The organism is Faecalibacterium intestinale, from assembly GCF_040096575.1.
In the GTDB taxonomy this organism is placed as follows: Bacteria; Bacillota; Clostridia; order Oscillospirales; family Ruminococcaceae; genus Faecalibacterium; species Faecalibacterium intestinale.
Genome location: NZ_JBBMEN010000004.1, coordinates 116356 through 142225, shown reverse-complemented (window position 1 = coordinate 142225; position 25870 = coordinate 116356). Strand labels below are relative to the sequence as shown.

General features: G+C 60.3%; 25 protein-coding genes. 24 read left to right on the top strand and 1 reads right to left on the bottom strand.

Annotation, left to right across the window (positions count from 1 at the left end; translation table 11 throughout):
* Positions 1-109: 109 nt before the first annotated feature.
* The 23 genes from infC to WMO20_RS05025 all read left to right on the top strand — a co-directional run bounded on the left by infC (position 110) and on the right by WMO20_RS05025 (position 24175).
* Positions 110-688 carry a translation initiation factor IF-3 gene (infC, locus tag WMO20_RS05135; protein ID WP_055185860.1) on the top strand — a complete coding sequence of 193 codons (579 nt, stop codon included), beginning with the start codon at positions 110-112 and terminating at the stop codon, positions 686-688.
* Positions 689-706: 18 nt separating this feature from the next.
* Positions 707-910, top strand: coding sequence for a 50S ribosomal protein L35 (gene rpmI, locus WMO20_RS05130; protein WP_005928215.1), 204 nt, complete (start codon positions 707-709; stop codon positions 908-910).
* 55 nt (positions 911-965) lie between these two features.
* Positions 966-1316 carry a 50S ribosomal protein L20 gene (rplT, locus tag WMO20_RS05125; RefSeq protein WP_005935552.1) on the top strand — a complete coding sequence of 117 codons (351 nt, stop codon included), beginning with the start codon at positions 966-968 and terminating at the stop codon, positions 1314-1316.
* Positions 1317-1593: 277 nt separating this feature from the next.
* A complete protein-coding gene (locus WMO20_RS05120) occupies positions 1594-2376 on the top strand; it encodes a TrmH family RNA methyltransferase (RefSeq protein WP_349186041.1) in 783 nt (260 codons plus the stop codon).
* Positions 2373-3500 carry a DNA-processing protein DprA gene (dprA, locus tag WMO20_RS05115; RefSeq protein ID WP_349186040.1) on the top strand — a complete coding sequence of 376 codons (1128 nt, stop codon included), beginning with the start codon at positions 2373-2375 and terminating at the stop codon, positions 3498-3500. Before WMO20_RS05120 ends, dprA begins: the two co-directional genes overlap by 4 nt.
* 112 nt (positions 3501-3612) lie before the next feature.
* Positions 3613-5697, top strand: a complete 2085-nt coding sequence (gene topA / locus WMO20_RS05110; protein WP_112090463.1) for a type I DNA topoisomerase — start codon at positions 3613-3615, stop codon at positions 5695-5697.
* A gap of 291 nt (positions 5698-5988) precedes the next feature.
* Positions 5989-7365: a methylenetetrahydrofolate--tRNA-(uracil(54)-C(5))-methyltransferase (FADH(2)-oxidizing) TrmFO gene (gene trmFO / locus WMO20_RS05105; RefSeq protein WP_349186039.1), complete on the top strand. Its 1377-nt coding sequence runs from the start codon at positions 5989-5991 to the stop codon at positions 7363-7365.
* A 29-nt stretch (positions 7366-7394) separates the two neighbouring features.
* Positions 7395-8411 (top strand): phosphate acyltransferase PlsX, encoded by a 1017-nt coding sequence (gene plsX, locus WMO20_RS05100; RefSeq protein ID WP_349186038.1) that lies wholly within the window; start codon positions 7395-7397, stop codon positions 8409-8411.
* 18 nt (positions 8412-8429) lie between these two features.
* Positions 8430-9104, top strand: coding sequence for a ribonuclease III (gene rnc / locus WMO20_RS05095; protein ID WP_223451991.1), 675 nt, complete (start codon positions 8430-8432; stop codon positions 9102-9104).
* Positions 9105-12662 (top strand): chromosome segregation protein SMC, encoded by a 3558-nt coding sequence (smc, locus tag WMO20_RS05090; RefSeq protein WP_349186037.1) that lies wholly within the window; start codon positions 9105-9107, stop codon positions 12660-12662.
* A 35-nt stretch (positions 12663-12697) separates the two neighbouring features.
* Entirely contained in the window at positions 12698-13636 is a 939-nt protein-coding gene (gene ftsY / locus WMO20_RS05085) for a signal recognition particle-docking protein FtsY (protein WP_112090467.1), read from the top strand.
* Positions 13637-13649: 13 nt separating this feature from the next.
* Entirely contained in the window at positions 13650-14342 is a 693-nt protein-coding gene (rdgB, locus tag WMO20_RS05080; protein ID WP_349186036.1) for an RdgB/HAM1 family non-canonical purine NTP pyrophosphatase, read from the top strand.
* Positions 14343-14575: 233 nt separating this feature from the next.
* Complete coding sequence (locus WMO20_RS05075) at positions 14576-14872, top strand: YhbY family RNA-binding protein (protein WP_097778714.1); 297 nt, start codon at positions 14576-14578, stop codon at positions 14870-14872.
* A 1-nt stretch (position 14873) separates the two neighbouring features.
* Positions 14874-15512, top strand: a complete 639-nt coding sequence (gene nadD, locus WMO20_RS05070) for a nicotinate (nicotinamide) nucleotide adenylyltransferase (protein WP_349186035.1) — start codon at positions 14874-14876, stop codon at positions 15510-15512.
* Positions 15513-16091, top strand: a complete 579-nt coding sequence (gene yqeK, locus WMO20_RS05065) for a bis(5'-nucleosyl)-tetraphosphatase (symmetrical) YqeK (RefSeq protein WP_112121658.1) — start codon at positions 15513-15515, stop codon at positions 16089-16091. It begins immediately after the preceding gene.
* Between the two features lie 146 nt (positions 16092-16237).
* Complete coding sequence (locus WMO20_RS05060) at positions 16238-17611, top strand: LCP family protein (RefSeq protein WP_242963085.1); 1374 nt, start codon at positions 16238-16240, stop codon at positions 17609-17611.
* A 60-nt stretch (positions 17612-17671) separates the two neighbouring features.
* Positions 17672-18055, top strand: coding sequence for a ribosome silencing factor (rsfS, locus tag WMO20_RS05055; protein WP_015536738.1), 384 nt, complete (start codon positions 17672-17674; stop codon positions 18053-18055).
* A gap of 198 nt (positions 18056-18253) precedes the next feature.
* Positions 18254-20803 carry a leucine--tRNA ligase gene (leuS, locus tag WMO20_RS05050; RefSeq protein WP_316539345.1) on the top strand — a complete coding sequence of 850 codons (2550 nt, stop codon included), beginning with the start codon at positions 18254-18256 and terminating at the stop codon, positions 20801-20803.
* Positions 20804-21024: 221 nt separating this feature from the next.
* Entirely contained in the window at positions 21025-21201 is a 177-nt protein-coding gene (rpsU, locus tag WMO20_RS05045; protein ID WP_005928271.1) for a 30S ribosomal protein S21, read from the top strand.
* Between the two features lie 278 nt (positions 21202-21479).
* Complete coding sequence (locus tag WMO20_RS05040; RefSeq protein WP_005928274.1) at positions 21480-21983, top strand: YqeG family HAD IIIA-type phosphatase; 504 nt, start codon at positions 21480-21482, stop codon at positions 21981-21983.
* A complete protein-coding gene (locus tag WMO20_RS05035; protein ID WP_112090470.1) occupies positions 21980-22849 on the top strand; it encodes a TIM barrel protein in 870 nt (289 codons plus the stop codon). Before WMO20_RS05040 ends, WMO20_RS05035 begins: the two co-directional genes overlap by 4 nt.
* A gap of 119 nt (positions 22850-22968) precedes the next feature.
* Entirely contained in the window at positions 22969-23526 is a 558-nt protein-coding gene (efp, locus tag WMO20_RS05030) for an elongation factor P (protein ID WP_005928281.1), read from the top strand.
* Positions 23527-23599: 73 nt separating this feature from the next.
* Positions 23600-24175, top strand: coding sequence for a CD1247 N-terminal domain-containing protein (locus WMO20_RS05025; protein ID WP_316539344.1), 576 nt, complete (start codon positions 23600-23602; stop codon positions 24173-24175).
* Between the two features lie 245 nt (positions 24176-24420).
* On the opposite strand, the gene WMO20_RS05020 is transcribed toward WMO20_RS05025, so the two are convergent.
* On the bottom strand, positions 24421-24708 hold the full coding sequence (locus WMO20_RS05020; protein WP_005928286.1) for a hypothetical protein: 288 nt from the start codon (positions 24706-24708) through the stop codon (positions 24421-24423).
* 221 nt (positions 24709-24929) lie between these two features.
* Between WMO20_RS05020 and WMO20_RS05015 the strand changes: the two genes are divergently transcribed.
* Positions 24930-25829 (top strand): GDSL-type esterase/lipase family protein, encoded by a 900-nt coding sequence (locus WMO20_RS05015; protein WP_349186034.1) that lies wholly within the window; start codon positions 24930-24932, stop codon positions 25827-25829.
* Positions 25830-25870 lie beyond the last annotated feature (41 nt).

Sequence of the window (25870 nt, the reverse complement as noted above, 5' to 3'; positions counted from 1 at the left end):
GAAAACGTCCCCGGGCTATACCCGAAACAGCAGCTTATTCCTTTGAGAATGCTGCGGCTTTGTGTGAAATTTCGCGCGGCTGTCCAGAATATGGGCGGCCGCGTTTTCTATGCCAAATATTGCAACACTATGGATTTTGTTTGGAGGTGCATTCATTATCGCTACCGCTGGAAAGTCGAAGGAACTGGAGATCAACGGCCAGATCCGTGATCGTGAGGTTCGCCTGATCGGTGCTGACGGCGAGCAGAAGGGCGTTGTGTCCATTCAGGTGGCCATGCGCGCTGCAGAAGAAGCCGGGCTCGATCTGGTAAAGATCGCACCGCAGGCTGTGCCGCCTGTGTGCAAGGTGCTGGACTACGGCAAATACCGTTTTGAACAGCAGAAGAAGGAGAAGGAAGCCAAGAAGAACCAGAAGGTTGTCGAGGTCAAGGAGACCCGCCTTTCGCTCAATATTGACACCAACGACTTCAACACCAAGCTCAACCAGACTGCCAAGTTCCTGGCAGCCGGACACAAGGTAAAGGTTTCGATCCGTTTCCGCGGCCGCGAAATGGCGCACAGTGCTCTGGGCGCAGACGTGCTGAAGCGGTTTGCCGAGGCTCTGCCTCAGGCATCCACCGATAAGCCGCCCGTGCTCGAGGGCCGCACGATGTCCATTCTGCTGATCCCGAAACCCAATAAGGACTAATTTTAGGAGGAAACTAAAATGGCTAAGATGAAACTGAAGACGCACTCCGGCGCTAAGAAGCGCTTTAAGCTGACCAAGAACGGCAAGATCAAGCGCGGTCATGCATTCCGCAGCCACATCCTGACCAAGAAGACCACCAAGCTGACCCGTGGCTACCGTCAGCCCAGCTACGTTGATAAGACCAACGCAGCTACCATCAAGAGCATGCTGCCCTACGCCTAAGAGCGAGCCGCAGGTACACAAAACTTTCTACGAGATACTAAAGGAGATATAAAAAATGGCACGTATCAAAGGCGCAACCATGACCCACAAACGTCGTAAGAAGATGCTGAAGCTGGCCAAGGGCTTCTACGGCTGCAAGAGCAAGCACTTTAAGATGGCCAAGCAGCAGGTCATGAAGAGCGGCAACTACGCTCTGGCCGGCCGCCGCATGAAGAAGCGTCAGTTCCGCAACCTGTGGATCTGCCGCATCAACAACGCAGTTCGTCCTCTGGGCATGAACTACTCCACCTTTATGGCTGGCCTGAAGAAGGCAGGCATCGAGCTGAACCGCAAGATGCTGTCCGAGATGGCCATCAACGATCCTCAGAGCTTTGCCGCTCTGGTCGAGACCGTGAAGAACGCCTGATAAAGACCTTGCATCGTGACGCCTGCGCGTATACGCGGGCGTCCGTTTTGTATCCGGGCATTTTTTGCGGCCAGGGAAACAAGGCAACGGGGCAGCGCCCTGCCGCAGAAACCTGCGGCAGACGCTGCCCTTTTTCTATTGTATCCATAGCAATTCAACTTTATAATGCGACGGCAACAGCGTTGAATTGCATATCGCAAGTATGCTGTTTGGATACCGCATTGATTTCTTGACTTGCGATAAAGCAAAAGCATACACACCTGTTCAGGAGGAACGCATGGACGAAAAGATCACCAGCCGGGAAAACGCAAAAATAAAATATGCCTGCCGCCTTGCTTCCAGCGCAGCATTCCGCCGCACCGAGGGGCGCTTTCTGGCCGAGGGGCGCAAATTGTGCCCGGAGCTTGCCCGGGGCGCAGAGCTGGAGACCCTGTTTTATACCGAAAATGCGATGGAAAAGTGCCCGGAGCTTGCCGCTTTGCCGGGCGAGCATTATCTGGTAGAGGATCATGTGGCGGACAAGCTGGCAGACGTGGGCACCCATCAGGGGGTGTTCGGGGTGTTCCGCACCCCGGTGCATACCTTGGAGGAGGTGCACCCCGGCGGGCGGTATCTGGCGCTGGAACGGGTGCAGGACCCCGGCAACGTGGGTACCTTGCTGCGCAGCGCAGCGGCCTTTGGTTTTGACGGCGTTATCCTGAGCGAGGGCTGCGCCAGTGTCTACGCGCCCAAGACCCTGCGCGCCTCCATGGGCGCAGCGGTGCGCATCCCGGTCATTGAGACCGGTGCCATGCCGCAGGCCATCGCTCTGCTGCGGGAAAAAGGCATCACCTGCCTTGCGGCGGCGCTGTACCAGTCCCAGCCGCTCAGCGCGGCAAAGGCCGGGTATCCCGGCGGCGTCTGCGTGGTCATCGGCAGCGAGGGTCAGGGCCTGACCGATGAGACCATCGCCGCCTGCAACAGCACGGTGCGCATCCCCATGACCGACCGGGTGGAAAGCCTGAACGCCGGTATTGCGGGCAGCATCCTGCTGTGGCATTTCCGGGAGGAGAGCTTGTGACCGGGCAGACCAGCCTGTTCCCGCCGGAGCCTGCACCCGACCCGCTGCTGTGCTGGCTGTGGCTGTCGCAGGTGCTGGGGCCCGCCAGTCTCCACGCCGGAAAGGTGCTGGACGCCTTTGGCGGCGCACAGGAGGCATGGGAAGCGCGGGAGACCGAGGAATTCCGGCAGGCAGCAGGGGATACAGCCTTTAAGCGGGCAGCACAGCTGGATGCAGAAAGCTTCCACACGCTGGTGATGCAGTGCGATGCCCTGCGGGTGCGCATCCTGCCCTTTGACGACCCGGATTACCCGCTGGCTTTTTCCCGCATCCCGGATATGCCGCTGGTGCTCTACTGCACCGGCGACCCCCGCTGGCTCAACGAGCCCGGGGCGGTGGGCATCGTGGGCAGCCGCAAGCCCACGGAATACGGCCTGAATGCGGCGGCAGATATCGGCGGCGAACTGGCAAAAAACGGAGCCATCATCGTCAGTGGTCTGGCCGATGGGCTGGACAGCGCCGGACACCGGGCGGCAGTGAAAAACGACTGCCCCACCATCGCGGTAATGGGCGTACCCATCGACCGTACCTATCCGGCAGCCAATGCCGCTCTGCGGCAGAAGATCGAGCAAAAGGGCTGCGTCATCAGCGAGTACCCGCCGTACAGTGAATATATTGGTCCTACCTGCTTTTTGCAGCGCAACAGGCTCATCGCGGCGCTGTCCTCTGCCGTACTGGTGGTGGAAGCGCGGGAAAAAAGCGGCACTATGTCCACCGTTGCCCACGCCGAGCGCTACGGCAAGCCGGTGTACGCGGTGCCGGGCAGCATCTACTCCCCCAACTCGGCGGGCACGAACGGCCTGCTGCGGGACGGACGCGCCCGGGCAGTGGCGGGTGCAGCCGACCTGCTGGCGGCGCTGGGCCTGCACACCCGGCAGGCAGCACCGGCGGCTGCAAAGCAGCCTGCACCCCTGAGCGATACCGAGCGCCGGGTGCTGGCGGGCATCGGGCCAAAGCCTGTGGGTATCGAGGAGCTGTGCGTGAGCACCGGCCTGCCCATGTCCGCACTGCTGGGCACCCTGATGAAGCTGGAACTCACCGGCCGGGTGTACAAGCAGCCGGGGCAGCGGTATGTGCTGCGGTAAAATTGTGGAATATTTCCGCTGGTAAAGCACACAACAGCTGTGGTACAATAATATGAGCGAAGAACCGTGCATCCCTTTGGGCGCACGTTGCAGATAGAGGAGAAAAGAAGAAATGGCGAAACTGGTTATCGTGGAGTCGCCTGCAAAGGCGAAAACCATCGGCAAATATCTGGGCGATGACTACGAGGTCACCGCCAGCATGGGTCATATCCGCGATCTGCCCGCATCTCAGCTGGGCATTGATGTGGAGCATGGCTATACCCCGCAATACATCAGCATCAAGGGCAAAGAAAAGCTCATCAAAGAGCTGAAGAGCAAGGCCAAACACGCCGACGGCGTGCTGCTGGCGACCGACCCGGACCGCGAAGGCGAAGCCATCAGCTGGCATCTGGCAAACATTCTGGGGCTGGACCCCCACGAGCCCAACCGCGTCACCTTTGACGAGATCACCAAAAAAGGCGTGAAGGAGGGTATGTCCCATCCCCGTGCCATCGACGAAGATCTGTTCAACGCCCAGCAGGCACGCCGTGTGCTGGATCGTCTGGTGGGCTACAAGCTCAGTCCGTTTCTGTGGCGCAAGGTGCGCCGCGGTCTGTCCGCAGGCCGTGTGCAGAGCGTGGCGGTGCGGCTGATCGACGACCGGGAAAAGGAGATCGAAAACTTCAAGCCCGATGAATACTGGAACGTGGACGCCACCTTGGGTGCCGGGCACAAGAGTTTTGTGGCACGCCTTGCCACGGACGCCAACGGCAAAAAGCTGCTGCCCAAAAGCGAGACTGAAGCACGCGCCATCGAGAAGGGTTTGGAGGGCGCAAGCTATGTGGTGAGCGAGCTCAAGCGCGGCAAGCGCGCAAAGCAGCCCACCCCGGCCTTTATCACCAGTACCCTGCAGCAGGAGGCATCCCGCCGCTTGGGCTTTACGGCCACCCGCACTATGCGTGCCGCCCAGACGTTGTACGAAGGCGTGGATATTGCCGGGCACGGCATGATGGGTCTGATCACCTATATGCGTACCGACAGTCTGCGCATCTCGGACGAAGCTGTGGCCGCCGCCAAGGAGTATATCGCTGGTGCTTACGGCGAGGCGTATATCTGCCCCTATAAGCGCACATGGAAGACCAAGAGCGCCACGGCGGCACAGGACGCCCACGAAGCCATCCGTCCCTCTGTGCCCTCCCTGACCCCGGACGAGGTGGACAAGAGCATCAGCGGCGACACCGCAAAGCTGTACCGCATGATCTGGAGCCGCTTTATGGCCAGCCAGATGGCAGACTGCCAGCAGGACACTGTGTCGGTCACCGTCAGCGCGGCGGATTACCACTTCAAGGCCAGCGGCTACACCGTGACCTTTGACGGCTTTACCGCCCTGTACGAGGAAGCCACCGACGAAAAGGAAAAGAAGGAAACGAACCTCCCCCCGCTGGAGCAGGGACAGGTGCTCAAGCTGCGGGAACTTAAGAGCGAGCAGAAGTTCACCCAGCCGCCCGCCCGCTATACCGAAGCTACCCTCATCAAGGCGCTGGAGGAAAATGGCATCGGCCGTCCCTCCACCTATGCGCCCATCATCACCACCATCATCGACCGCGGCTATGTGGAGCGCGACCAGAAAAAGCTCAAGCCCACCCTGCTGGGCCGGGCTGTGGACGGGCTGATGCTGGAACAGTTCCCCCACATCGTGGACGTGGATTTCTCCGCGCAGATGGAGAAGAATCTGGATAAGGTGGAAAGCGGCAAGGCCGACTGGCGCAAGACCGTGGATGACTTCTATCAGGGCTTTGAAGCCAGTTTGGAACAGGCTGAAAAGAACATGGAGGGCAAAAAGGTCAAGGTGCCGGACGAGCCTTCCAGCGAGGTGTGCGACCTGTGCGGCCGCCCCATGGTCATCAAGGTGGGCAAGTACGGCAAGTTTTTGGCGTGCAGCGGCTTCCCGGAGTGCCGGGGCACCAAGCGTCTTGTCAAGGACACCGGCGGCATCTGCCCCAAGTGCGGCAAGGGGCGTCTGCTGGAACGCAAGAGCTCCAAGGGACGCATCTACTACGGCTGCGAGCGCTACCCGGACTGCGATTTTATGACATGGGATATGCCGGTGGCTACCAAGTGCGAAAAGTGCGGCAGCACCCTGTTCCGCAAGGGCGGCAAGCTGTACTGCGCCAAGGAGGGCTGCGGCTTTGAGATGCCGGTGCCCAAAAAGGACTGACAAAAACCGAGGATGACGCACATGGTCAGCATCCTCGCCCTCTCAGTCAAAGCCTGTCGGCTTTGCCAGATTCCCCCTTTTGTCGCTGCGCGACATCTTCCCCCGGCCGGGGGACGTCGGCCCTCAAAGTGGGAGCCCTTGGCAATCCACGCAGAGCTCATCTCTTTGCCAAGGCCTCTCCCTTTGGGAGAGGTGGATGCGAACAAAGTGAGCAGACGGAGAGGGCGAGCCTGCTAGAGCAAAACTGCAACATAAATTCGACGATTTTCTAAAACCCAAAGGAAAGACTAAATGAAAGAATACAAAGTAACCATTCTGGGCGCGGGTCTGGCGGGCTGCGAAGCGGCTCTCTGGCTGGCGGGCAAGGGCGTACAGGTAGAGCTGTACGAGCAGAAGCCCGTCCACTTTTCCCCCGCCCACAAAAGCGAGGGCTTTGCGGAGCTGATCTGCTCCAACAGCCTGAAGGCTGAGCGGCTGGACTCTGCCTCCGGTCTGCTGAAGGAAGAGATGCGCCGCATGGGCAGTCGGCTGCTGACCGCCGCCGAGGAGACCCGCGTGGCTGCCGGCGGTGCGCTGGCGGTGGACCGCGATGCCTTCAGCGCCGCCGTTACCCGCATGGTGGAACAGTGTGAGAAGATCACCGTCCACCGGGAGCAGGTGGAAACCATCGACGAGAGCGCTCCCATTCTGGTGGCCACCGGCCCCTTGACCGACGGTGCACTGGCTGATGAGATCGGACGCCTGACCGGGGACGAGCGGCTGCACTTCTATGATGCCGTTGCGCCCATCGTCACCGCCGAAAGTCTGGACTACGGCAAGGTGTTTGCCGCTTCCCGCTACGACCGGGGCGAAGCCGACTACCTGAACTGCCCCTTCAACAAGGCAGAGTACGAGGCTTTCCACGCCGCGCTTGCTGCTGCGGAACGTGCCCCCCTGCACGACTTTGACACCGGTGCCGAGCAGAGCGCAAAGCCCGACCCGGACGCCCACGGCAAAAAGGCCGATACCGTTACCGTGTACGAGGGCTGTATGCCCATTGAGATCATGGCTGCCCGGGGTGCCGACACCATGCGGTTCGGCCCGCTGCGCCCGGTGGGTCTGGTAGACCCCAACACCGGCCACCGCCCTTGGGCAAACGTGCAGCTGCGCGCAGAAAATAAGGAGCGCACCCTGTATAACATCGTGGGCTTCCAGACAAACCTCAAGTGGGGCGAGCAGAAGCGGGTGTTCAGCATGATTCCCGGGCTGGAAAATGCGGAGTTTGTGCGCTACGGCGTGATGCACCGCAACACCTTTCTGGATGCGCCCCGGGTGCTCAGCGCGCAGCTGTGCCTGAAAGCACATCCCAACGTATTTTTTGCAGGGCAGATCACCGGTTTTGAGGGCTATATGGAAAGCGCCGCCTGCGGTCTGCTGGCGGCACGCAATCTCTACGCCCGCTTGGAGGGCAGGCAGCTGCCCCCGCCGCCCGCCGATACCATGTGCGGTGCGCTGGTGCAGTATCTGACCACCGAGAACAAGAACTTCCAGCCCATGGGCGCAAACATGGGCATCCTGCCGCCGCTGCCCGCCGAGACTCGTCCCCGGGACAAGCGGCTGCGTTACATGGCACAGGCCGAGCGCGCTGTTGCCAGCTTCCAGCACTGGCTGGAGGAAACTGCTCTGTAAGGCAAAACACCTGAAAGGAGAAAACAGGTATGAAGATCATTGTGGACATGATGGGCGGCGACAACGCCCCGCTGGCTGTTCTGGAAGGCGCTGCACAGGCCGTCAAGGAGTACGGCGTGCAGTTGATCGGCGTGGGCAACGAGGCGCTGGTGCGCAAGACCGCCGCCGAGCACAACATTCCGCTGGACGGCATTGAGCTGGTGAACTGCACCGAAACCATCGAGATGTGCGACGAACCCGCCCGCGCCATCCGCCAGAAGAAGGATTCCTCCATCGTGGTGGGTCTGAATATGCTCAAGGAGGGCAAAGGCGATGCCTTTGTCTCTGCCGGCAGCACCGGTGCGCTGCACGTTGGCGCAAGCCTTATCGTGCGCACCCTGCGGGGCGTCAAGCGCCCGGCACTGGCTACCATGGTGCCCGCAAAGCAGCAGGCTTATCTGCTGCTGGACTGCGGTGCCAACGTGGAGTGCCGCCCGGAGATGCTGGCCGCTTTTGCGGTCATGGGCAGCTGCTATGTGAACAAAGTAGAGGGACGCAAAAACCCCAGCGTAGCATTGACCAACAACGGTGCCGAGGAGAGCAAGGGCACCCCCGTGCTGCGGGACGCCCACCAGCTGCTCAAGACTACCCCGGGCATCCGTTTTGTGGGCAATATCGAGCCCCGGGATGTGCCCAACGGCGAGGTGGACGTGGTGGTCTGCGACGGCTTTACCGGCAATGTCATCCTCAAGCTGACCGAGGGCGTGGCTAAGATGCTGCTGGGAATGTTGAAACAAATGTTCCTCGCAAACCTTGGCGGCAAGCTGGCTTACCTGCTGCTCAAGGGCGGCGTTACTGACCTGAAGCACCAGATGGACAGCGAGGAGTACGGCGGCGCACCCTTCCTTGGCGCAAAGCAGCCGGTCATCAAGGCACACGGCTCCTCCAAGGCAAAGGGCATCAAAAACGCCATCCGGCAGGCAAAGATCTGCGTGGAGAACGACCTGTGCGGCACCATGCAGTCCGCACTGGACGAGCTGGCCGCAGCACAGAAAACTGAGGAATAAAAGGGAGTAAAAACGACCATGAGCCATCAGTTGGAAACTATCATCGGTTACAAATTCAAAAACCCGGAGCTGCTGGAGATCGCACTTACCCACACCAGCTACGCCAACGAGAGCCGCACCCCGGTCAAGCACAACGAGCGGCTGGAGTTTCTGGGCGACAGCGTATTGCAGATCGTATCCGCAGACTACCTGTTCCACGCCTACGCCGACCGCCCGGAGGGCGATCTGACCCGCATCCGCGCCAGCCTTGTCAGCGAGGGTGCGCTGTTCCAGTTTGCACAGGAGATCGACCTTGGCGAGTATCTGCGTCTTGGCCGCGGCGAGGAGCGCTGCGGCGGCCGCACCCGCCCCAGCGTGGTGTCGGACGCCTTCGAGGCCGTTATTGCTGCCTTGTATCTGGACGGCGGCATGGAGGTGGCGCGCAAGTTCATCCTACCCTTCATCACCGAGGGCAAGCACGCCGAAGCGGACTACAAGACCCGTTTGCAGGAGATCGTGCAGCAGAACCCGGAAGAGCGCCTGAGCTATGTGGTAGAAAGCGAGTCCGGCCCGGATCACGACAAGCACTTTGTGGTGGCGGTGCGCTTTAACTCCGACCGCGTGGCGCGGGGCGAGGGACGCAGCAAAAAAGCCGCCGAGCAGTGCGCCGCCAAGGAAGCGCTCAAGCTGCTGGGCGTGATAAAGGAAAAGTAAATGGTATTCAAGGAACTGGAGATCCAGGGCTTTAAAAGTTTTCCCGATAAGGTAAAGATCGGCTTTGATACCGGCGTTACCGGCGTGGTGGGACCCAACGGCTCCGGCAAGTCCAACCTTTCGGACGCAGTGCGCTGGGTGCTGGGCGAGACCAGCTCCCGCCAGCTGCGCGCTGCCGGCAAGATGGAGGACGTCATCTTCGGCGGCACCCGCAAGCGCAGCCCTATGGGCTTTGCGCAGGTACGGCTGACGCTGGACAACGCCGCCCACACGCTGGATGTGGACGCGGACGAGGTGACCATCGGCCGCAAATATTACCGCTCCGGCGACAGCGAGTACACCATCAACGGGCAGGTATGCCGTCTGCGGGACGTGTACGAGCTGCTGCTGGATACCGGCATCGGACGGGACGGCTATTCGGTCATCGGGCAGGGACGCATTGCGGAGATCGTGGCGGCAAAAAGCAGCGAGCGCCGCGAGATCTTTGAGGAAGCCTGCGGCATTGCCAAGTACCGCTACCGCAAGACCGAAGCCGAGCGCCGTCTGGCTGCGGCGGGCGAGAACTTAGAGCGCCTGCGGGATATCCTTGGCGAGCTGGAAAGCCGGGTGGGCCCGCTGGAAAAAGAGAGCGCCAAGGCACAGAGATTTCTGGAACTGAGCGCCCAGCGCAAAACGCTGGAAGTGACCCTGTGGACCGATGGGGTGCACCGTGCCCGGGAAGCTGTGCGCCAGCAGGTGCGGGACTACGAGACCGCCCAGACCGACTACGAGCGTTTTGACCGGGAGACCAAGGCCGCCGAGCAGGAGGCTGAGGAGATCCGTATGCAGGCACAGCAGCTGACGGTTGCTGTCGAGCGCCTGAATGGGGATATCCGCAGCATCACCCAGCAGATCAGCGGCTCCGAAAGCCGCATCGCCGTGCTGGAAAACGATATTCTGCGCAACGACGAGAGTGCGGCTTCCTTACAACAGGAGATCGCCGCCGGGCAGCAGGACACCGCCGAAGCGGATGCTGCTTTGCAGCGCCACCGTGCCGTGGCAAAGACCATGGAGACAGCGGGCGAAAAGCTTGCGGCAGAGATCGAAGCGCTGAACGCCGAGCTTGCCCGGCTGGCAGATGCCAGCACCGCCAGCGGTGCCCGCAAGGACAGCCTGCGGGCAGAACTTGCCGACTGCACTGCAAAGCGCACCGAAGCACAGGTGGCACAGGCAGCCGCCGAAGCCGCCGGAGATACCGCCCGGCAGCGCCTGCCCGCGCTGGAACAGAGCGCCCGGGACGCCGCCGCACAGCTGGAAGAGACCAAACAGGATCTGGCCGATACCGTAAAGTACCGCCAGACGCTGGAGGAAAACGAAAAGCAGCTTGGCAACATCCGCTCCGGTCTGGAGCTCAAGCTGCGCAGCCGTAAGGCCGCGCTGGACGAAGCCGATGCCGCCGAGCAGCGGCTGGGCAGGGAACTGGATGCCGCCCGGCAGCGTCTTTCGGTGCTGCGGGAGCTGGAAAAGAACATGGACGGCTACCAGAACTCGGTGCGTGCGGTCATGCGCGCCGCCGGGGCCCGCCGCCTGCGGGGCGTTCTGGGGCCGGTGTCCACCATCCTGAAAGTGGAGCCCGGGTGCGAGGTGGCCATCGAGACCACGCTGGGCGGCGCGCTGCAGAATATCGTGGTGGAAAACGAAGCCGCCGCGAAAGCCGCTATCGCCCTGCTGCGCAACGACCATGCAGGCCGCGCCACCTTTCTGCCGCTGGATACCGTGCAGCCCGGCGCGTTCCGGGGGCGGCTGTCCGGCACGGCGCGGCTGGCCTCTGCGCTGGTGCAGGCTGACCCCCGGTACGAGAATATCGTCTCGAACCTGCTGGGACGCATCATCGTGGTGGAGGATATCAACGAAGCCTCCCGCGTGGCGCGGGACAACGGCTACCACAACAAAGTGGTCACCATGGACGGACAGGTGATCAATGCAGGCGGCAGCTTTACCGGCGGCAGCGTGCAGCGCAGCGCCGGTCTGTTCACCCGCAAGCAGGAGATGGAGGAGCTGCGCCTGAAGGCGGCGAAGCTGCAAAAGGACTGCATTGCCGCACAGGAAAAGACCGACCAGTGCAAAGAACAGGCAGATGCCTTGCAGGCAGAGCTGACCGCCACCGCCAGCGAGCAGATCACCGCTGCCAACGACCGGGTGCGTGCAGAGGCCGAGCAGAAGCGGCTGGAAGCCGCCGCCGCCCAGCTGGAAACTGCCGTGCAGAATGCGCAGCAGCAGATGGACGCCTTGCAGGCTGCCTTGAACGACAGCCGCGCAAAGGCGGATGCCGCTGCCTTGCAGCAGGCAGAGCTGACGGCGCAGATCGAGCAGCTGACTGCCGAACTGAGCCGCATCGCGCAGGGCAGCGACAGTTTTCTGACCCAGCAGAACCAGCTGGCACAGGCGCTCAGCGCCAAGCGGCTGGAACAGGTGACCCGCCGCAAGGACGCGGAACTGGCTTACAGCCAGATCGCTGCGCTGGAACAGCGTGCCAAGGATGCCGCTGCCCGCCGCACTGCACTGGAAGAAAGCCTTGCCGTCCTTGCTGCCCGTAGCGAAGCCTGCCGCACCGAGATCGCCGCCATCCGCAGGGCCAAGACCGACAGCCAGACTGCCATTACCCAAAAGGAGCAGGCCATCCGCGAAGCTACCGAAAAGCGGCTTGCCTGCCAGCAGAAGGAAACGGAAGCGCTGGCAAAAGCCCGCACCGCCTCCGACAGCCGCGAGGAGATGGGCCGGGAGATGGCGCGTCTCGCCGAGCGCAAGGCCGCTGCCGAGACCGAGTACGACCAGACCGTGGCAAAGCTGTGGGACGAGTACCAGCTCTCGGTCAGTCAGGCCGAGGAGCTGTGCGTGGAGTTCGACAGCCTGACCGCTCTGCGGGCACAGGTGGCTGACCTGCGCGGCAAGATCCGCGCCCTTGGCAGCGTGAATGTGAGCGCCATTGAGGAATACAAGGAGGTCAAAGCCCGCTACGATGAGCTGTCCCGTCAGGTGACCGACGTGGAGGAGAGCCGCAACGAGCTGGGACGCATGATCGCAAAGCTTTCTGCCCAGATGCGGGAGATCTTTACCGACAGCTTCCGCGCCATCAACGAAAACTTCAGCCGCGTATTCACCGAGCTGTTCGGCGGCGGCGAAGCCAGCCTTGTGCTGGAGGACGAAAGCGATGTACTGGCCTGCGGTATCGGCATCCGGGTAGCGCCGCCGGGCAAGGTAATCAAAAATCTGGAAGCCCTTTCCGGCGGCGAGCAGGCGCTGGTGGCGATCAGCATCTACTTTGCCATTCTGGCGGTGAACCCCGCGCCCTTCTGCATTCTGGACGAGATCGAAGCCGCCTTGGACGATGCCAATGTGGTGCGGTTTGCCCAGTATCTGCGCCGCATCAGCGATAAGACCCAGTTCATCGTTATCACCCACCGCCGCGGCACCATGGAGGCCGCCAACGTGCTGTATGGCGTGACCATGCAGGAGGACGGCGTGTCCAAGCTGCTCAAGCTGGATCTGGAACAGGTTGACGCAACGCTGGTTTCCTGATATAAAATAAACAGAAAATAGATAGGAGGACCACTATGGCGTTCTTCGGATTTGGAAAAAAAGAAAAAGACAAGATGAAAACGGGTCTGGAAAAGACCCGCACCGGCTTCTGGGGCAGCATCATGAATACCCTGACCGGCAGCGTCATCGACGATGAGATGTACGATGATCTGGAAGAAAAGCTGATCCTTGCCGATGTAGGCGGCGAGGTAGCGGTGCATCTGGTGGATAAGCTCCGCGACCGTGTGCGCGACAAGGGGCTGAAAACCGGCGAACAGGCCGCAGATGCCCTGCGCGACATCATTGCCGAGGAGATGACCCCGGAAGCTGAGATGGCGCTGGACGGCAAGCCCGCCGTCATTCTGGTCATCGGCGTCAACGGCGTGGGCAAGACCACCAGCATTGCAAAGCTGGCTGATTACTACACCCGGCAGGGCAAGCGGGTCATGCTGGCTGCCGGCGACACCTTCCGTGCTGCTGCCAGCGAGCAGCTGGAAATCTGGGCAAGCCGCGCCGGTGTGCCCATCGTCAGCGCGGGCGAGGGCGCAGACCCCGCCGCCGTCATCTTTGATACGGTCAAGTCTGCTACCGCACGCGGCTATGATATGGTCATTGCGGACACCGCAGGCCGTCTGCACAACAAATCAAACCTGATGGCAGAGCTTTCCAAGATCAGCCGCAGCGTCAAAAAGGCAAGCCCGGAAGCCAGCCTTGAGACCCTGCTGGTGCTGGATGCCATCACCGGGCAGAACGCCATCAGTCAGGCCAAGGAGTTCTGCAAGGCTGCCGATGCCACCGGCATCATCCTGACCAAGCTGGACGGCACCGCCAAGGGCGGCTGCGTCGTGGCGGTCAAGCAGCGCCTGGGCTTGCCGGTGCGCTTTATCGGCGTGGGCGAGGGCATCGATGACCTGCTGCCCTTTACCCCGGAGGGCTTTGTGGAAGAGCTGCTCCCTCGGGAATGGAAGCACTAAGGAGGCGCGGAAAATGAAAATTTGTGCAGCCACCGGCAACGCCGGAAAGCTTCGCGAGCTGCGCCGCATTCTGGAAGCGCAGGGGCACGAGGTGGTCAGCCAGAAGGAGCTGGGCATCACCATCGAGCCGGAGGAGACCGGCACCACCTTTGCCGAGAATGCTCTCATCAAGGCCGAGACCATCTGCAAGGCCAGCGGTCTGCCCACCATCGCCGATGACTCCGGCCTGTGTGTGGATGCGCTGGACGGCGCACCCGGCGTGTACAGCGCCCGCTACTGCGGCCACCACGGCGACGATGAAGCCAACAACGATAAGCTTCTGGCTGCCATGCAGGCGGTGCCTGCCGGGCAGCGGGGGGCAAAGTTCGTTTCGGCGGTGTGCTTCATCCTGCCGGACGGCCGGCACCTGACCTGCATGGGCGAATGCCCGGGCAGCATTGCCTTTACACGGCTGTGCGGCGACTACGGCTTTGGCTACGACCCGCTGTTCATCCCCGCAGACTGCGGTGTGGGCAAAACGGACAAGCGTCCCAACACCGAGAAACGCAGCTACGCCCAGCTGACCCCGGACGAAAAGGACGCCATCAGCCACCGCGGCAACGCGCTGGCAGCGCTGGAAAAGCAGCTGCCCAGCTTTCTGAGTGCAGTCACGGAAGAAGGCGTTATCGCACAGGTGTCTGGAAAAGTAGAGATCAAGCTGAAATGATCGTAAGTCCGAAGATGGCTCGCCCTCTCCGCCTCACCTTGTTCGGCACCTCTCCCAAAGGGAGAGGCCTTGGCAAAACCACAAACTTTATCTCCTCGCCAGAGGCTCTCCCTTTGGGAGAGCTGGCGCGAAAGCGCCTGAGAGGGCGAGGTCGCTGACAGATACGCCCCATCCCGTGAAAAAGTAAAATTGAAAAATCCGAAATATCAACCTCAAAATAAAGGAGAAAAACTATGCTGACTAGCAAACAGCGCGCTATTCTGCGCGGCAAGGCAAATACCATGGATCCCGTTTACATTGTGGGTAAGGGCGAGATCGATGAGACCCTGATCCAGGGCGTGAAGGACTGTCTGGACGCTCGGGAACTCATCAAGCTCAAGGTGCTGGAAAACAGTATGTACAACGCCCGCGAGGCTGCTACCAAGCTGGCAGAGGCCACCGGCGCAGACTGCGTGCAGGTCATCGGCTCCAAGTTCGTGCTGTATCTGCAGAAGAAAAAGGACAGCGCCTACGCTGCCCTGCTGAAGTAAGATGAAGATCCTTCTCTATGGCGGCAGCTTTGACCCGCCCCATAACGGCCACCTGAATAACCTGCGTGCAGCGGCAGACCGCGTGCACCCGGATAAGATCGTGGTGATGCCGGCAGGCACTTCCCCCTTTAAGGAGGGGACGAACGCTTCCGGTGCGCTGCGGCTGGAAATGTGCCGGTGCTTTGCGGTGCTGGCGCAGGAGCCGGGTATGCCGCCGCTGGAGGTAAGCGGCTGGGAGGTGGCGCAGGCCGCAGCGGGCAGCCGCAATTATACCGTGCTCACGCTGGAAATGCTGGCGCGGGAAAACCCCGGCGCTATACTGTATCTTGCTATTGGCAGCGATATGCTGCTCAGCTTTGAGGGCTGGCACCGCTGGCAGGATATCCTGCGCATTGCGCGGGTGGTGGTCACCAGCCGGGATATCGGCGATGCCCCGGCGCTGCACGCAAAGGCAAAGCAGCTGGACCCGTCGGGCGGACGCATCCTGTTTGCCCCGGTGCAGGCGCTGCCCATGTCCAGCAGCCAGCTGCGGGCCCGGCTTGCCGCCGGAGAGGAGTGCAAAACCGAACTGCCGGAAGCGGTGCGCACCGTCATCCGGCGGGAAGGACTATACCGGAACACAGAAGGAAGTAGCAGATAAATGGATCTGAAACAGGCAAAGGAGCTTGTGCGCGGCCGCTTGAGCGATAAGCGCTACGAGCATACCATCAACGTGAAAAAAATGGCCGTCAAGCTGGCCAAGCACTACGGCACCGACCCGGAACAGGCCGCACTGGCGGCGCTTTTGCACGATGCCGCCAAGGAATTGCCCAAGGACGAGATGCGCGCTATCATGCAGGCATACCCGCAGTATGCGCAGGGCGGCGAAGCACGCCCCACACCGGTGTGGCACGGCATCTGTGCCGCCATTCTGGCGCGTACGGAGTGGGGCGTCACAGACGAAGCCGTGCTCAGCGCCATTGCCTGCCATACCGCAGGCAAGGCGGGCATGACCCAGCTGGACAAGATCTTGTATCTGGCCGATATGACCAGTGCCGAACGGGACTGGCCCGGGGTGGAAAAGCTGCGCAAGCTGGAAATGAAGGATTTGGACGCGGCCATGCTGGCGGCGCTCAAGCAGACCAACGGCTTTGTGCTGTCCGAGGGCAAGCCCCTAGACCCCGAGAGCAAGGCCGCCTACGAGGATATCTTAGCGCACAGCGGGCAGAATGAAGGGTGAAAAGCCGGGCACCGATTAAAAATGGTTTCGGCCATCCCCGGATAAAACAATTGCAGATTTTGCCGTACCATGCTATACTGAAGGATATGACAGGTCTGCAGGTAAAAAACTCTGCAGAGCAGTGAAAAGCTGGAGGATATAAAAGCATGAGCCAGACGCCACGCCATATCAATACAGACCGCTCGCTCAGCCGCCCGGATCAGGCGGCGCGTGCCCCGCAGGCTGCCCCGGAGCAGAACACCCGCAGCACTGCCGGGGCGCAGCACGCCGCGCCGCCCCGCTATGCAGCACAGCCCGATCTGGGCGGGGACGATGCACCGCGCCGCCGCAAAAAAAAGAAAAAGACCCCGTTGTGGCTGCCCTTTGCCATCGTGATGGGCGTGATCGCCGTGATCTCCGGTGTGGTGGTGTACGGTGTGAGCCTTGTGAACAAGGTGGAGGACAGCATCCGCCCGGCAGAAAGTGCCCCCTCCATCGTGGAGGAGATCCAGACCGCCGAGGAATATAAGGGCGATGTGGTCAACATTCTGGTCTGCGGCATCGACTTTGAAGAGGGACGCTCTTACAGCGACACCAGCTCCAACGACGGCATGACGGATATGATCCTGTACTGCCAGTTTGATATCAAGGGCGGTGCACTGCGGATGCTGCAGATCCCCCGCAACACGCTGGTGACCACCCAGAACCGCAAGCTTACCCTTTCCAACGGCAAGACCTATGCCGTTTCCAACTACCAGATCAACTCGGTGGCGCTTTCCAACGGCGGCAGCATTGCCGCGCTGGCAGATGTCATCTACGACCAGTACCACCTGCCCATCGACTACTATGTTACCATCGATATGCAGGCGCTGGTGGAAATGGTGGATAACTTCGGCGGCATCGAGGTGTATATCCCACGGGATATGTCCTACGGCGGCAGCAAGCTGCTGAAAGGCTACCGCAATCTGGACGGTGCTTCGGCGGAGTTCTTTGTGCGCTGCCGCCACGGTGACGGCTACGCAAACTCTGATATCGACCGCTTGAATATGCAGCGCTACTTCTACGCAGGTCTGTTCAAGCGCGCCCGCGCTATGGGCATTACCGATATCCTGAACCAGCTGCCGCTGATATTCAAGGACTATATCCACACGGATATGGATATCACCACCATCGCAAAGCTGCTGGCGTCCTTCCTCAAGATCGACAGTTCCAATATCATTCTGGCGCAGACGCCGGTGTTCATGGGCGTGCCCAACGTGGGCAAGACCGACTCCTTTGCCGGCTACTCCTGCGTGGTGCCGGATGCCGGTTCCATCGCAAACCTGCTCAACCAGTATTTCTGCACCTACACCGGCCCGGTGGAGGTAAGCGAGCTGCACATGGTCACCGACCAGTGGCCCCACGGCAGCGCATCCACCGATGCCAACGTGCAGTATATGGGACGCATCGACAAGGAATCCGACGACGCCATCCTCAGCGGCGATACCGACCTTTCCGGCGCTGTGACCACCGATGGTCAGGCAGCGGGCACCGGACAGTAACAACAAAAACAATGCCCTGCACACCGGGTGCGGGGATGTTCCGACAGAAGGGAGAAACACATGGATAATTTCAACGACAGCAAGGCGCTTGCCATTGAGATCGCCAAGATTTTGGACAAGAAGAAGGCACAGGATGTGCGGGTGCTCAAGGTGGAAAGCCTGACCGTCCTGACCGATTATTTCGTCATCGCCTCCGGTACCTCCACCACGCAGGTGGCGTCTCTGGCAGACGAGGTGGAGTACGAGCTTTCGCAGAAGGGTCTGGAGCCCTACAGCACCGAGGGTCACGACACCAAGAACTGGGTGCTGCTGGATTACTCCAACGTCATCGTGCACGTCTTTGTGCCCAACAGCCGTGCCTACTATGATCTGGAGCACCTGTGGGCAGACGGCGAGCCGGTGGACATCTCGGAGTACCTGACCCCGGATAGCAGCATTGAATAATTAAGGCAAAAAGGTTTGCTTCTGGCAGAACCCGCTCCGTTATTGCGGCGAAATAGGGAAAGTTGGCAGAAAAGCTCCCCCCTCGGGGGAGCTGGCAGGGCGAATGCCCTGACTGAGAGGGTTTATACCGGAAGTACCTTGAAAGCATACGCCCCCAAGCAACGGTATTTTGGTTAAAGTCTGGAGCTGATTACAAACATGAAGTATGATTACAAGGCTGTTGAAGCCAAGTGGCAGAAGGTGTGGGAGGACGAAAAGACCTTCCATGTCGAGATCGACCACAAAAAACCCAAGTTCTATGCCCTTGTGGAGTTCCCGTATCCTTCGGGTGCGGGCCTGCACGTCGGCCACCCCCGCAGCTACACCGCGCTGGATGTGGTAAGCCGCAAGCGCCGTAAAAACGGCTACAATGTGCTGTACCCCATGGGCTGGGATGCCTTCGGTCTGCCCACCGAGAACTTCGCCATGAAGAACCACATCCACCCGGCCATCGTCACCAAGAGCAATGTGGACCATTTCCGCAGCCAGCTCAAGGCGCTGGGCTTCTCCTTTGACTGGGATCGCGAGATCAACACCACCGACCCCGAGTACTACAAGTGGACCCAGTGGATCTTCCTGCAGCTGTACAAGCATGGTCTGGCTTACAAGAAGGAAATGAACGTCAACTGGTGCACCGGCTGCAAGTGCGTGCTGGCAAACGAGGAAGTTGTCAACGGCGTGTGCGAGCGCTGCGGCAGCGAGGTGGTGCACCGCGTCAAGAGCCAGTGGATGCTCAAGATCACCGCTTATGCCGATAAGCTGATCGACGGTCTGGATGGCCTGGATTACATCGAGCGCGTGGCCACCCAGCAGAAGAACTGGATCGGCCGCAGCCACGGTGCCGAGGTGAACTTCGGTACCACCGCAGGGGATACCCTGACCGTGTACACCACCCGCTGCGATACCCTGTTCGGTGCTACCTACATGGTCATCTCCCCGGAGCACGCCCTGCTCAAGGCATGGCTGGAAAAGGGTATTATCAAGAATGCCGATGCCGTCAAGGCTTATCAGGCCGAAGCTGCCCGCAAGAGCGACTTTGAGCGCAGCGAGCTGAACAAGGAAAAGACCGGCGTGCAGCTGGACGGTGTGATGGGCATCAACCCGGTCAACGAGACCGAGATCCCCATCTTCATCTCCGACTACGTTCTGTCCACCTACGGCACCGGCGCCATCATGGCCGTGCCCGCCCACGATACCCGCGACTGGGAATTCGCCAAGAAGTTCGGCCTGCCCATCATCGAGGTGGTCAAGGGCAGCACCCCGTCCAATCTGGACGAAGCTGCCTTTACCGATGTTGCCACCGGCACGCTGGTCAACTCCGGCTTCCTGAACGGCCTGTCCGTGGTCGATGCCAAAAAGAAGATGATCACCTGGCTGGAAGAGAACGGCAAGGGCCGCGATAAGGTCAACTACAAGCTGCGCGACTGGGTGTTCAGCCGTCAGCGTTACTGGGGCGAGCCCATCCCCATGGTGCACTGCGACAAGTGCGGCTGGCAGCCCCTGCCCGAGAGCAGCCTGCCGCTGACTCTGCCGGACATCACCGACTTTGAGCCGGGCCCGGACGGCGAATCCCCGCTGGCACGCCACAAGGACTGGGTCAAGACCACCTGCCCCTGCTGCGGCGGCCCCGCTACCCGCGAGACCGACACCATGCCCCAGTGGGCCGGTTCCTCCTGGTACTTCCTGCGCTATATGGACCCCCACTGCAAGGATGCTCTGGCCTCCAAGGAAGCGCTGGAATACTGGTCTCCGGTGGACTGGTACAACGGCGGCATGGAGCACACCACCCTGCACCTGCTGTACAGCCGCTTCTGGCATAAGTTCCTGTACGATATCGGCGTGGTGCCCACGGCAGAGCCCTACCAGAAGCGTACCGCCCACGGCATGATCCTTGGCCTGAACCCCCACAGCTTTGTCAACCTGCCCGCTGAGGAGCAGGAGAAGCTGCTCAAGGAGTACGGCAGCCAGAAAGCCGCCGAGAAGGCACTGGAAGAGAAGTACGGCGAGATGGCGCGCCATCCCATCGTGAAGATGTCCAAGAGCCTTGGCAACGTCATCAACCCCGACGAGGTGGTGGACCAGTACGGTGCCGACACCATGCGTCTGTACGAGATGTTCATGGGCGACTTTGAGCAGGCTGCACCGTGGCAGACCTCTGCCATTGCGGGCTGCAACCGCTTCCTTGACCGCGTGTGGGCACTGAGCGACAAGCTGGTGGAGGGCGAGGGCTACCGCCCCGCCATGGAGACCCTGATGCACCAGACCATCAAGAAGGTCAGCGCAGATATCGAGGGCCTGAAGATGAACACCGCCATTGCCCAGCTGATGACGCTGGTCAACGCCCTGTACGACAACGGCGGTGCCACCAAGGCTGAGTTTGAGACGCTGGTGCAGCTGCTGAACCCCTTCGCTCCCCACATGACCGAGGAGCTGTGGGAGAAGCTGGGTCACAGCCACGATGAGCAGCTGGCCTACTATCCGTGGCCTGCCTACGAGGAAGCCAAGTGCGTGGAAGCTGCTGTGGAGATCGCCGTGCAGGTGAACGGCAAGGTGAAGGCACGTCTGAAGGTGCCCGCAGACATCACCGCCGAGGACGCCATTGCCGCCGCCAAGGCAGACCCCGCTGTGGCTGCTGCGCTGGAAGGCAAGCAGCTGGTCAAGGAGATCTACGTCAAGGGTCGTCTGGTCAATCTGGCTGCCAAGGGCTGAGTTTTGCTGCTCCGCTGAATAAGCGTGAACATATCATCACCCGCAGAGGCAGACCTGGCACAGGAAACACCCGGCAGCGTCTGTTCAAAAATCTTTCAAAAGTTTTGAGTAAAAACTTTCAAAAAAAGGTTGACGAACCGGATAAAATGCGCTATACTGTCTACTGTTAGTTACCATGTAACAACGAAATTCCTGCCTCACGGTCCAAGGGAGGGAATAAGATGTCGGAAATTCGTGTTAAAGAGGGCGAGTCGCTGGAAAGCGCACTGCGTCGCTTCAAGCGCAGCACTGCTCGCAGCGGTGTGCTCGCAGAGGTTCGTAAGCGCGAGGCTTACGAGAAGCCGTCTGTTAAGCGCAAGAAGAAGTCCGAAGCAGCCCGCAAGCGCAAGTTCAAGTAATCACTTGCTTGGAATCGCACGTTGCTTTAGATTTTAAACGCGTTGCTAACGCCGATGTAGGGGAGCCTGTTTATGCAGGTTCCCCTATTTTCATTTGTGACGAGAAGCGGCCTCGCCCTCTCCGTCTGCTCCCGCTGGTCGCATCCACCTCTCCCAAAGTGAGGGGCCTTGGCAGTCCACGCAAAGTTTACGGTTTTGCCAAGGGCTCTCCCTTTGGGAGAGCTGCTGAGCGCAAGCGAAGCTGAGAGGGCGAGCCTGTTGAAGGTAAGGAGAAACCTATGCTCATTACCCCCGAATATGTTTTTAAGGACGTTACCCATATCACGCCGGAATGGCTTGCCGCCAAGGGCATCACGGCTCTGGTGCTGGATATCGACAACACCCTGACCGCAGACCGCAGTCAGGAGCTGCCGGAGGAGGTGGCCGCGTGGCTTGCCGCCATGCGCAAAGCCGGGGTAAAGCTGACCATCGTTTCCAACGGTGCAGAAAAGCGGGTGCGCCCCTTTGCCGAAAAGCTGGGGCTTGCCTACTTGTACCGCGCAGCCAAACCCCTGCCTTTTGCGCTGATGGTGGCGCAGCACCGCATGGGCGTGAAGCACCGCCAGATGGCTATGGTGGGCGACCAGCTCTACGCCGACCGCATGGTGGCGGCGCTGTACGGCATCCCCGGGCTGATGGTCATCCCCCGCGGGCCGGACTTGGGCGCACAGGTCATCCTCAAGCGCAAGTGGGAAAAGAAACACTGGCAGAAGTACTACGACCGGGGAGGTAAGACCCTATGAGTGAAGCTTGGAACATCCGGTTCGGCACTGCAGGCACCAGCGACAGCTTTGCCGCCCAAGGCTACAAAAGCAGCTTGGACGTGCCGGAGTACACCGCCAAAATGGGACTGAATGCCTTTGAGTACCAGTGCGGGCGCGGGGTGCGTCTGGGGCTGGATAAGGCCGCCCGCATGGCTGCCCTTGCCGCAGAGCGGGACATCCTGTTCAGCGTCCACGCACCTTATTATATCAGTATGTCCAGTCTGGAAGAGGACAAGCGGCTGAACAGCATCCAGTACTTGCTGCAAAGCGCGGCGGTGTGCCGGGCGCTGGGCGGCAGACGCATCATCTTCCACTCCGGCAGCTGCGGCAAGCAGAGCCGGGAGGCCGCGCTGGAAAAGGCGCTGGATACCATGCGCCGCGCCGTGGCTGCGCTGGACGAGGCTGGCTTTGAGGATATGACCCTGTGCCCGGAGACCATGGGCAAGGTAGGGCAGCTGGGCACGCTGGACGAGGTGCTGGCGCTGTGCGGCGTGGACAGCCGCATCACCCCCTGCATCGACTTCGGCCACCTGAACGCCCGCACACTGGGCGGCATCCAGACCAAGGCGGACTATGCAGCCATTCTGGACCGCATGGCCGAGGTGCTGGGCGATGACCGCGCCCGGCAGTTCCATGTGCACTTTTCCCGCATTGAATACTCGGCGGGCGGCGAAAAGCGCCACTGGACCTTTGCCGATACCCAGTTCGGCCCGGAGCCCCAGCCCCTGATGGAGCTGCTGGCACAGCGCCAGCTGACCCCGGTGGTCATCTGCGAGAGTGCGGGCACACAGGCCGAGGACGCGCAGACGATGCAGCAAATGTACCGCGCAGCGCGGAATGCGTAAAAGATTTTGTGTTTTTATCGTCTTTTTTGCCCAAACCCCTTGCCAAACAGGGGCAGATTGGGTAAAATAAATAGAGATATGCGTTAAGCATCTGAGATTAAATTTATGGAGGAATTCCTATGATTTCTGCAGGCGAGTTTCGCAATGGCGTGACCTTTGAGCAGGACGGCCAGGTTCTTCAGGTCGTTGAGTTCCAGCACGTCAAGCCCGGCAAGGGCGCTGCCTTTGTCCGCACCAAGACCAAGAACGTCATCACCGGTTCTGTGGTCGAGACCAGCTACAACCCCACCGCAAAGTTCCCGCAGGCTTTCATCGAGCGTAAGGACGTGACTTACAGCTACGAGGACGGCGATCTGTACCACTTCATGGACAACGAGACCTACGATGACATCCCCGTCAACGCAGCCGACGTGCCCGATAACTTCAAGTTCTGCAAGGAGAACGAGCTGTGCAAGCTGCTGAGCTACAAGGGCAAGGTGTTCAGCGTCGAGATCCCCAACTTCATCGAGCTGGAAGTCACCCAGACCGAGCCGGGTGTTAAGGGCAACACTGCTACCAACACCCTGAAGCCCGCTACCGTTGAGACCGGCGCCGAGATCCGTGTGCCTCTGTTCATCAACGAGGGCGATCACATCCGCATCGATACCCGCACCGGCGAGTATATGGAGCGCGTCTGATCATTTGTCGCATACCGGGCAGCGGGCAACCGTTTGCCCGGTTTTTGTATTACAAACAAGGAGGGCATTTCAGATGGAACTGAACAAGAAAGCAGCCTACCTGCAGGGCTTAGTGGACGGTCTGGGCGTGGATGAGAGCACCAAAGAGGGTAAGATCATCAAGGCCATGGCCGCTCTGCTGGGCGAGATGGCCGATGCCATTGCCGCCATGGATGAGGATCTGACCCACGCCTACGACCAGATCAACGATCTGAGCGAGGAGCTGGAGGATCTGGAAGCCGACCTGTACGAGGACGAGGATGCCGAGGACGAGGACGACGACGCAGCCGACGAGGATGAGGATGCGGGAGATGACGACATCGCCAGCGAGCCCTTCTACGAGGTAGCCTGCCCCGCCTGCGGCGAGACTGTCTACGTCAGCGAGGATGATCTGGATGCAGGCGAAGCCAACTGCGCCCACTGTGGTGTGACCTTTGAGGTCGCACTGGAAGGCGAGGAGGACGAAGCCAAGGACGCCCCTGTGCAGTACGAGGTGACCTGCCCCGCCTGCGGCAGCACCGCTGTATTTGAAGAGGACGAGCTGCTGGACGGCGCACCCAAGTGCCCCAACTGCGGCGAGCCGCTGGACTTTGAGGTGACCGAGGAGTAAGATTTTCTCTTATTCTTGTGAAAATGGGATCCAGAAAATAGCGCTTTTTGCTGCTGTTTTCCTTTACGACCCCGCTCGTGAAAAGGCAATTTTGGAAAATCCGCAGATTTTCCAAAATTGTAATCTAAAAAGAAATTCCTATGAATATGGCCAAAGCGCACGCGGAGGCCATTCCAAATTGTCCCTATAAAAACGCAATGCCGGGCAGTCCGCAGACTGTCCGGCATTGTTCATTTTAATTTGATTCAGCGGGTCTCGTTGGCCTTCTGCAGCCAGATGCCGCCGATGTCCAGCGCATTGTACAGGCCGTGCTTGGTGGTCTGGCGCGCTACGCGCTCCTGCGGTGCCTTGGTGGTATCGGTAGAAAGCAGCATCAGGTGTACCTTGTCGGCTACCTGCTGCTCGCCCACCGGGGTGGTGGTCAGGATCTGCAGATACAGCACATAGGGGTCGGTCATGCTGCCGTAATACAGCTCGTTGTCCTTGCGGACGAGGGGCTTGCCTTTATAAGTCAGTTTCGGTGTATATGCCATCGTGAAAGCCTCCCTGTCGTTTGATTCATCCTAGTATAACACATTCTGCCTATGGGATGCAAGCGTTTGCGGCAGTGCTCTGTCAGTTTTGCACCAAAACAGCCCCGTACCGTGCAAAACCTGCAGTACATTTTTGGCGAATGGGGTTTGCTGTTGGGTGCAGTTATGCTATACTATAAATAGAACAGCCCGCATTCCGGGCCGGAAGTGAGGGAACGACAATGGCAGATTATCAGGAATACCGGCGGCGCATCCTGCACCGGCGCTGGCGCAGGGTGTTTATCATCGTCGCCCTTCTGGCGCTGGTGGCGCTGCTGAGCGCCATCGGCATTCTGTGGAAGGTGCTGCACCGGGAGCGCGTGGATACCGTCCTGAGCCAAAACACCATTCTGCGGCAGGTGACTACGGATAATACATGGAACACGGTCAACTACCCGCTGGCGCGGCAGCTCCGGGTGCAGACGCTGGAGGGAAGCACCGAGACTGCGCTGGATTTCCGTATGGCGGCGCTGCCGGCCAGCGCTCCGGTGGAAAAAAGCTGGTTTGCGCAGGTCAGTTTTGTGGGCGACAGCCTGACGCAGGGGCTGCAGATCTACGATACCGGTCTGCCCGGGGCGCAGTTCTGCGCTTATAAGGGGGTAGGCCCCAACGCCTTTGTCAACGGTACCAGCTGCAAGCGGGTGGACGGCGTGACAGAGATCCCGCTGGACGCTTTGACCGCCCAGCAGCCCAAGGCCGTCTATGTGCTGCTGGGCAGCAATGTGCTGGGGCGGGACACCGATTACACCAGCTTTCTGACCTACTACCGCCTGATGCTGGACATGATCAGTCAGGCGCTGCCGGATGCAAAAATTTATGTGCAGTCCATCACGCCGGTAAGGCCGGAGGTGAGCGCACAGGAAAATCACGCAGGGCTGAACCGCGACCGCCTGTGCCGCATCAATAATGAACTTGCCGCCATTGCGCTGGAAAAAGATTGCTACTTCCTGAACCTTTGGGAGGTGCTGGCAGACGAAAACGGCGATCTGATCGAAAGCTACGCCCAGCCGGACGGTTACCACATCAAGCCGGAGGGCTACGCCGCATGGGTGGACTACCTTTGCAGCCACACCATGGAGTGAAAAAGAACGTAAAAGGCGCTGTCCGCAAGGACAGCGCCTTT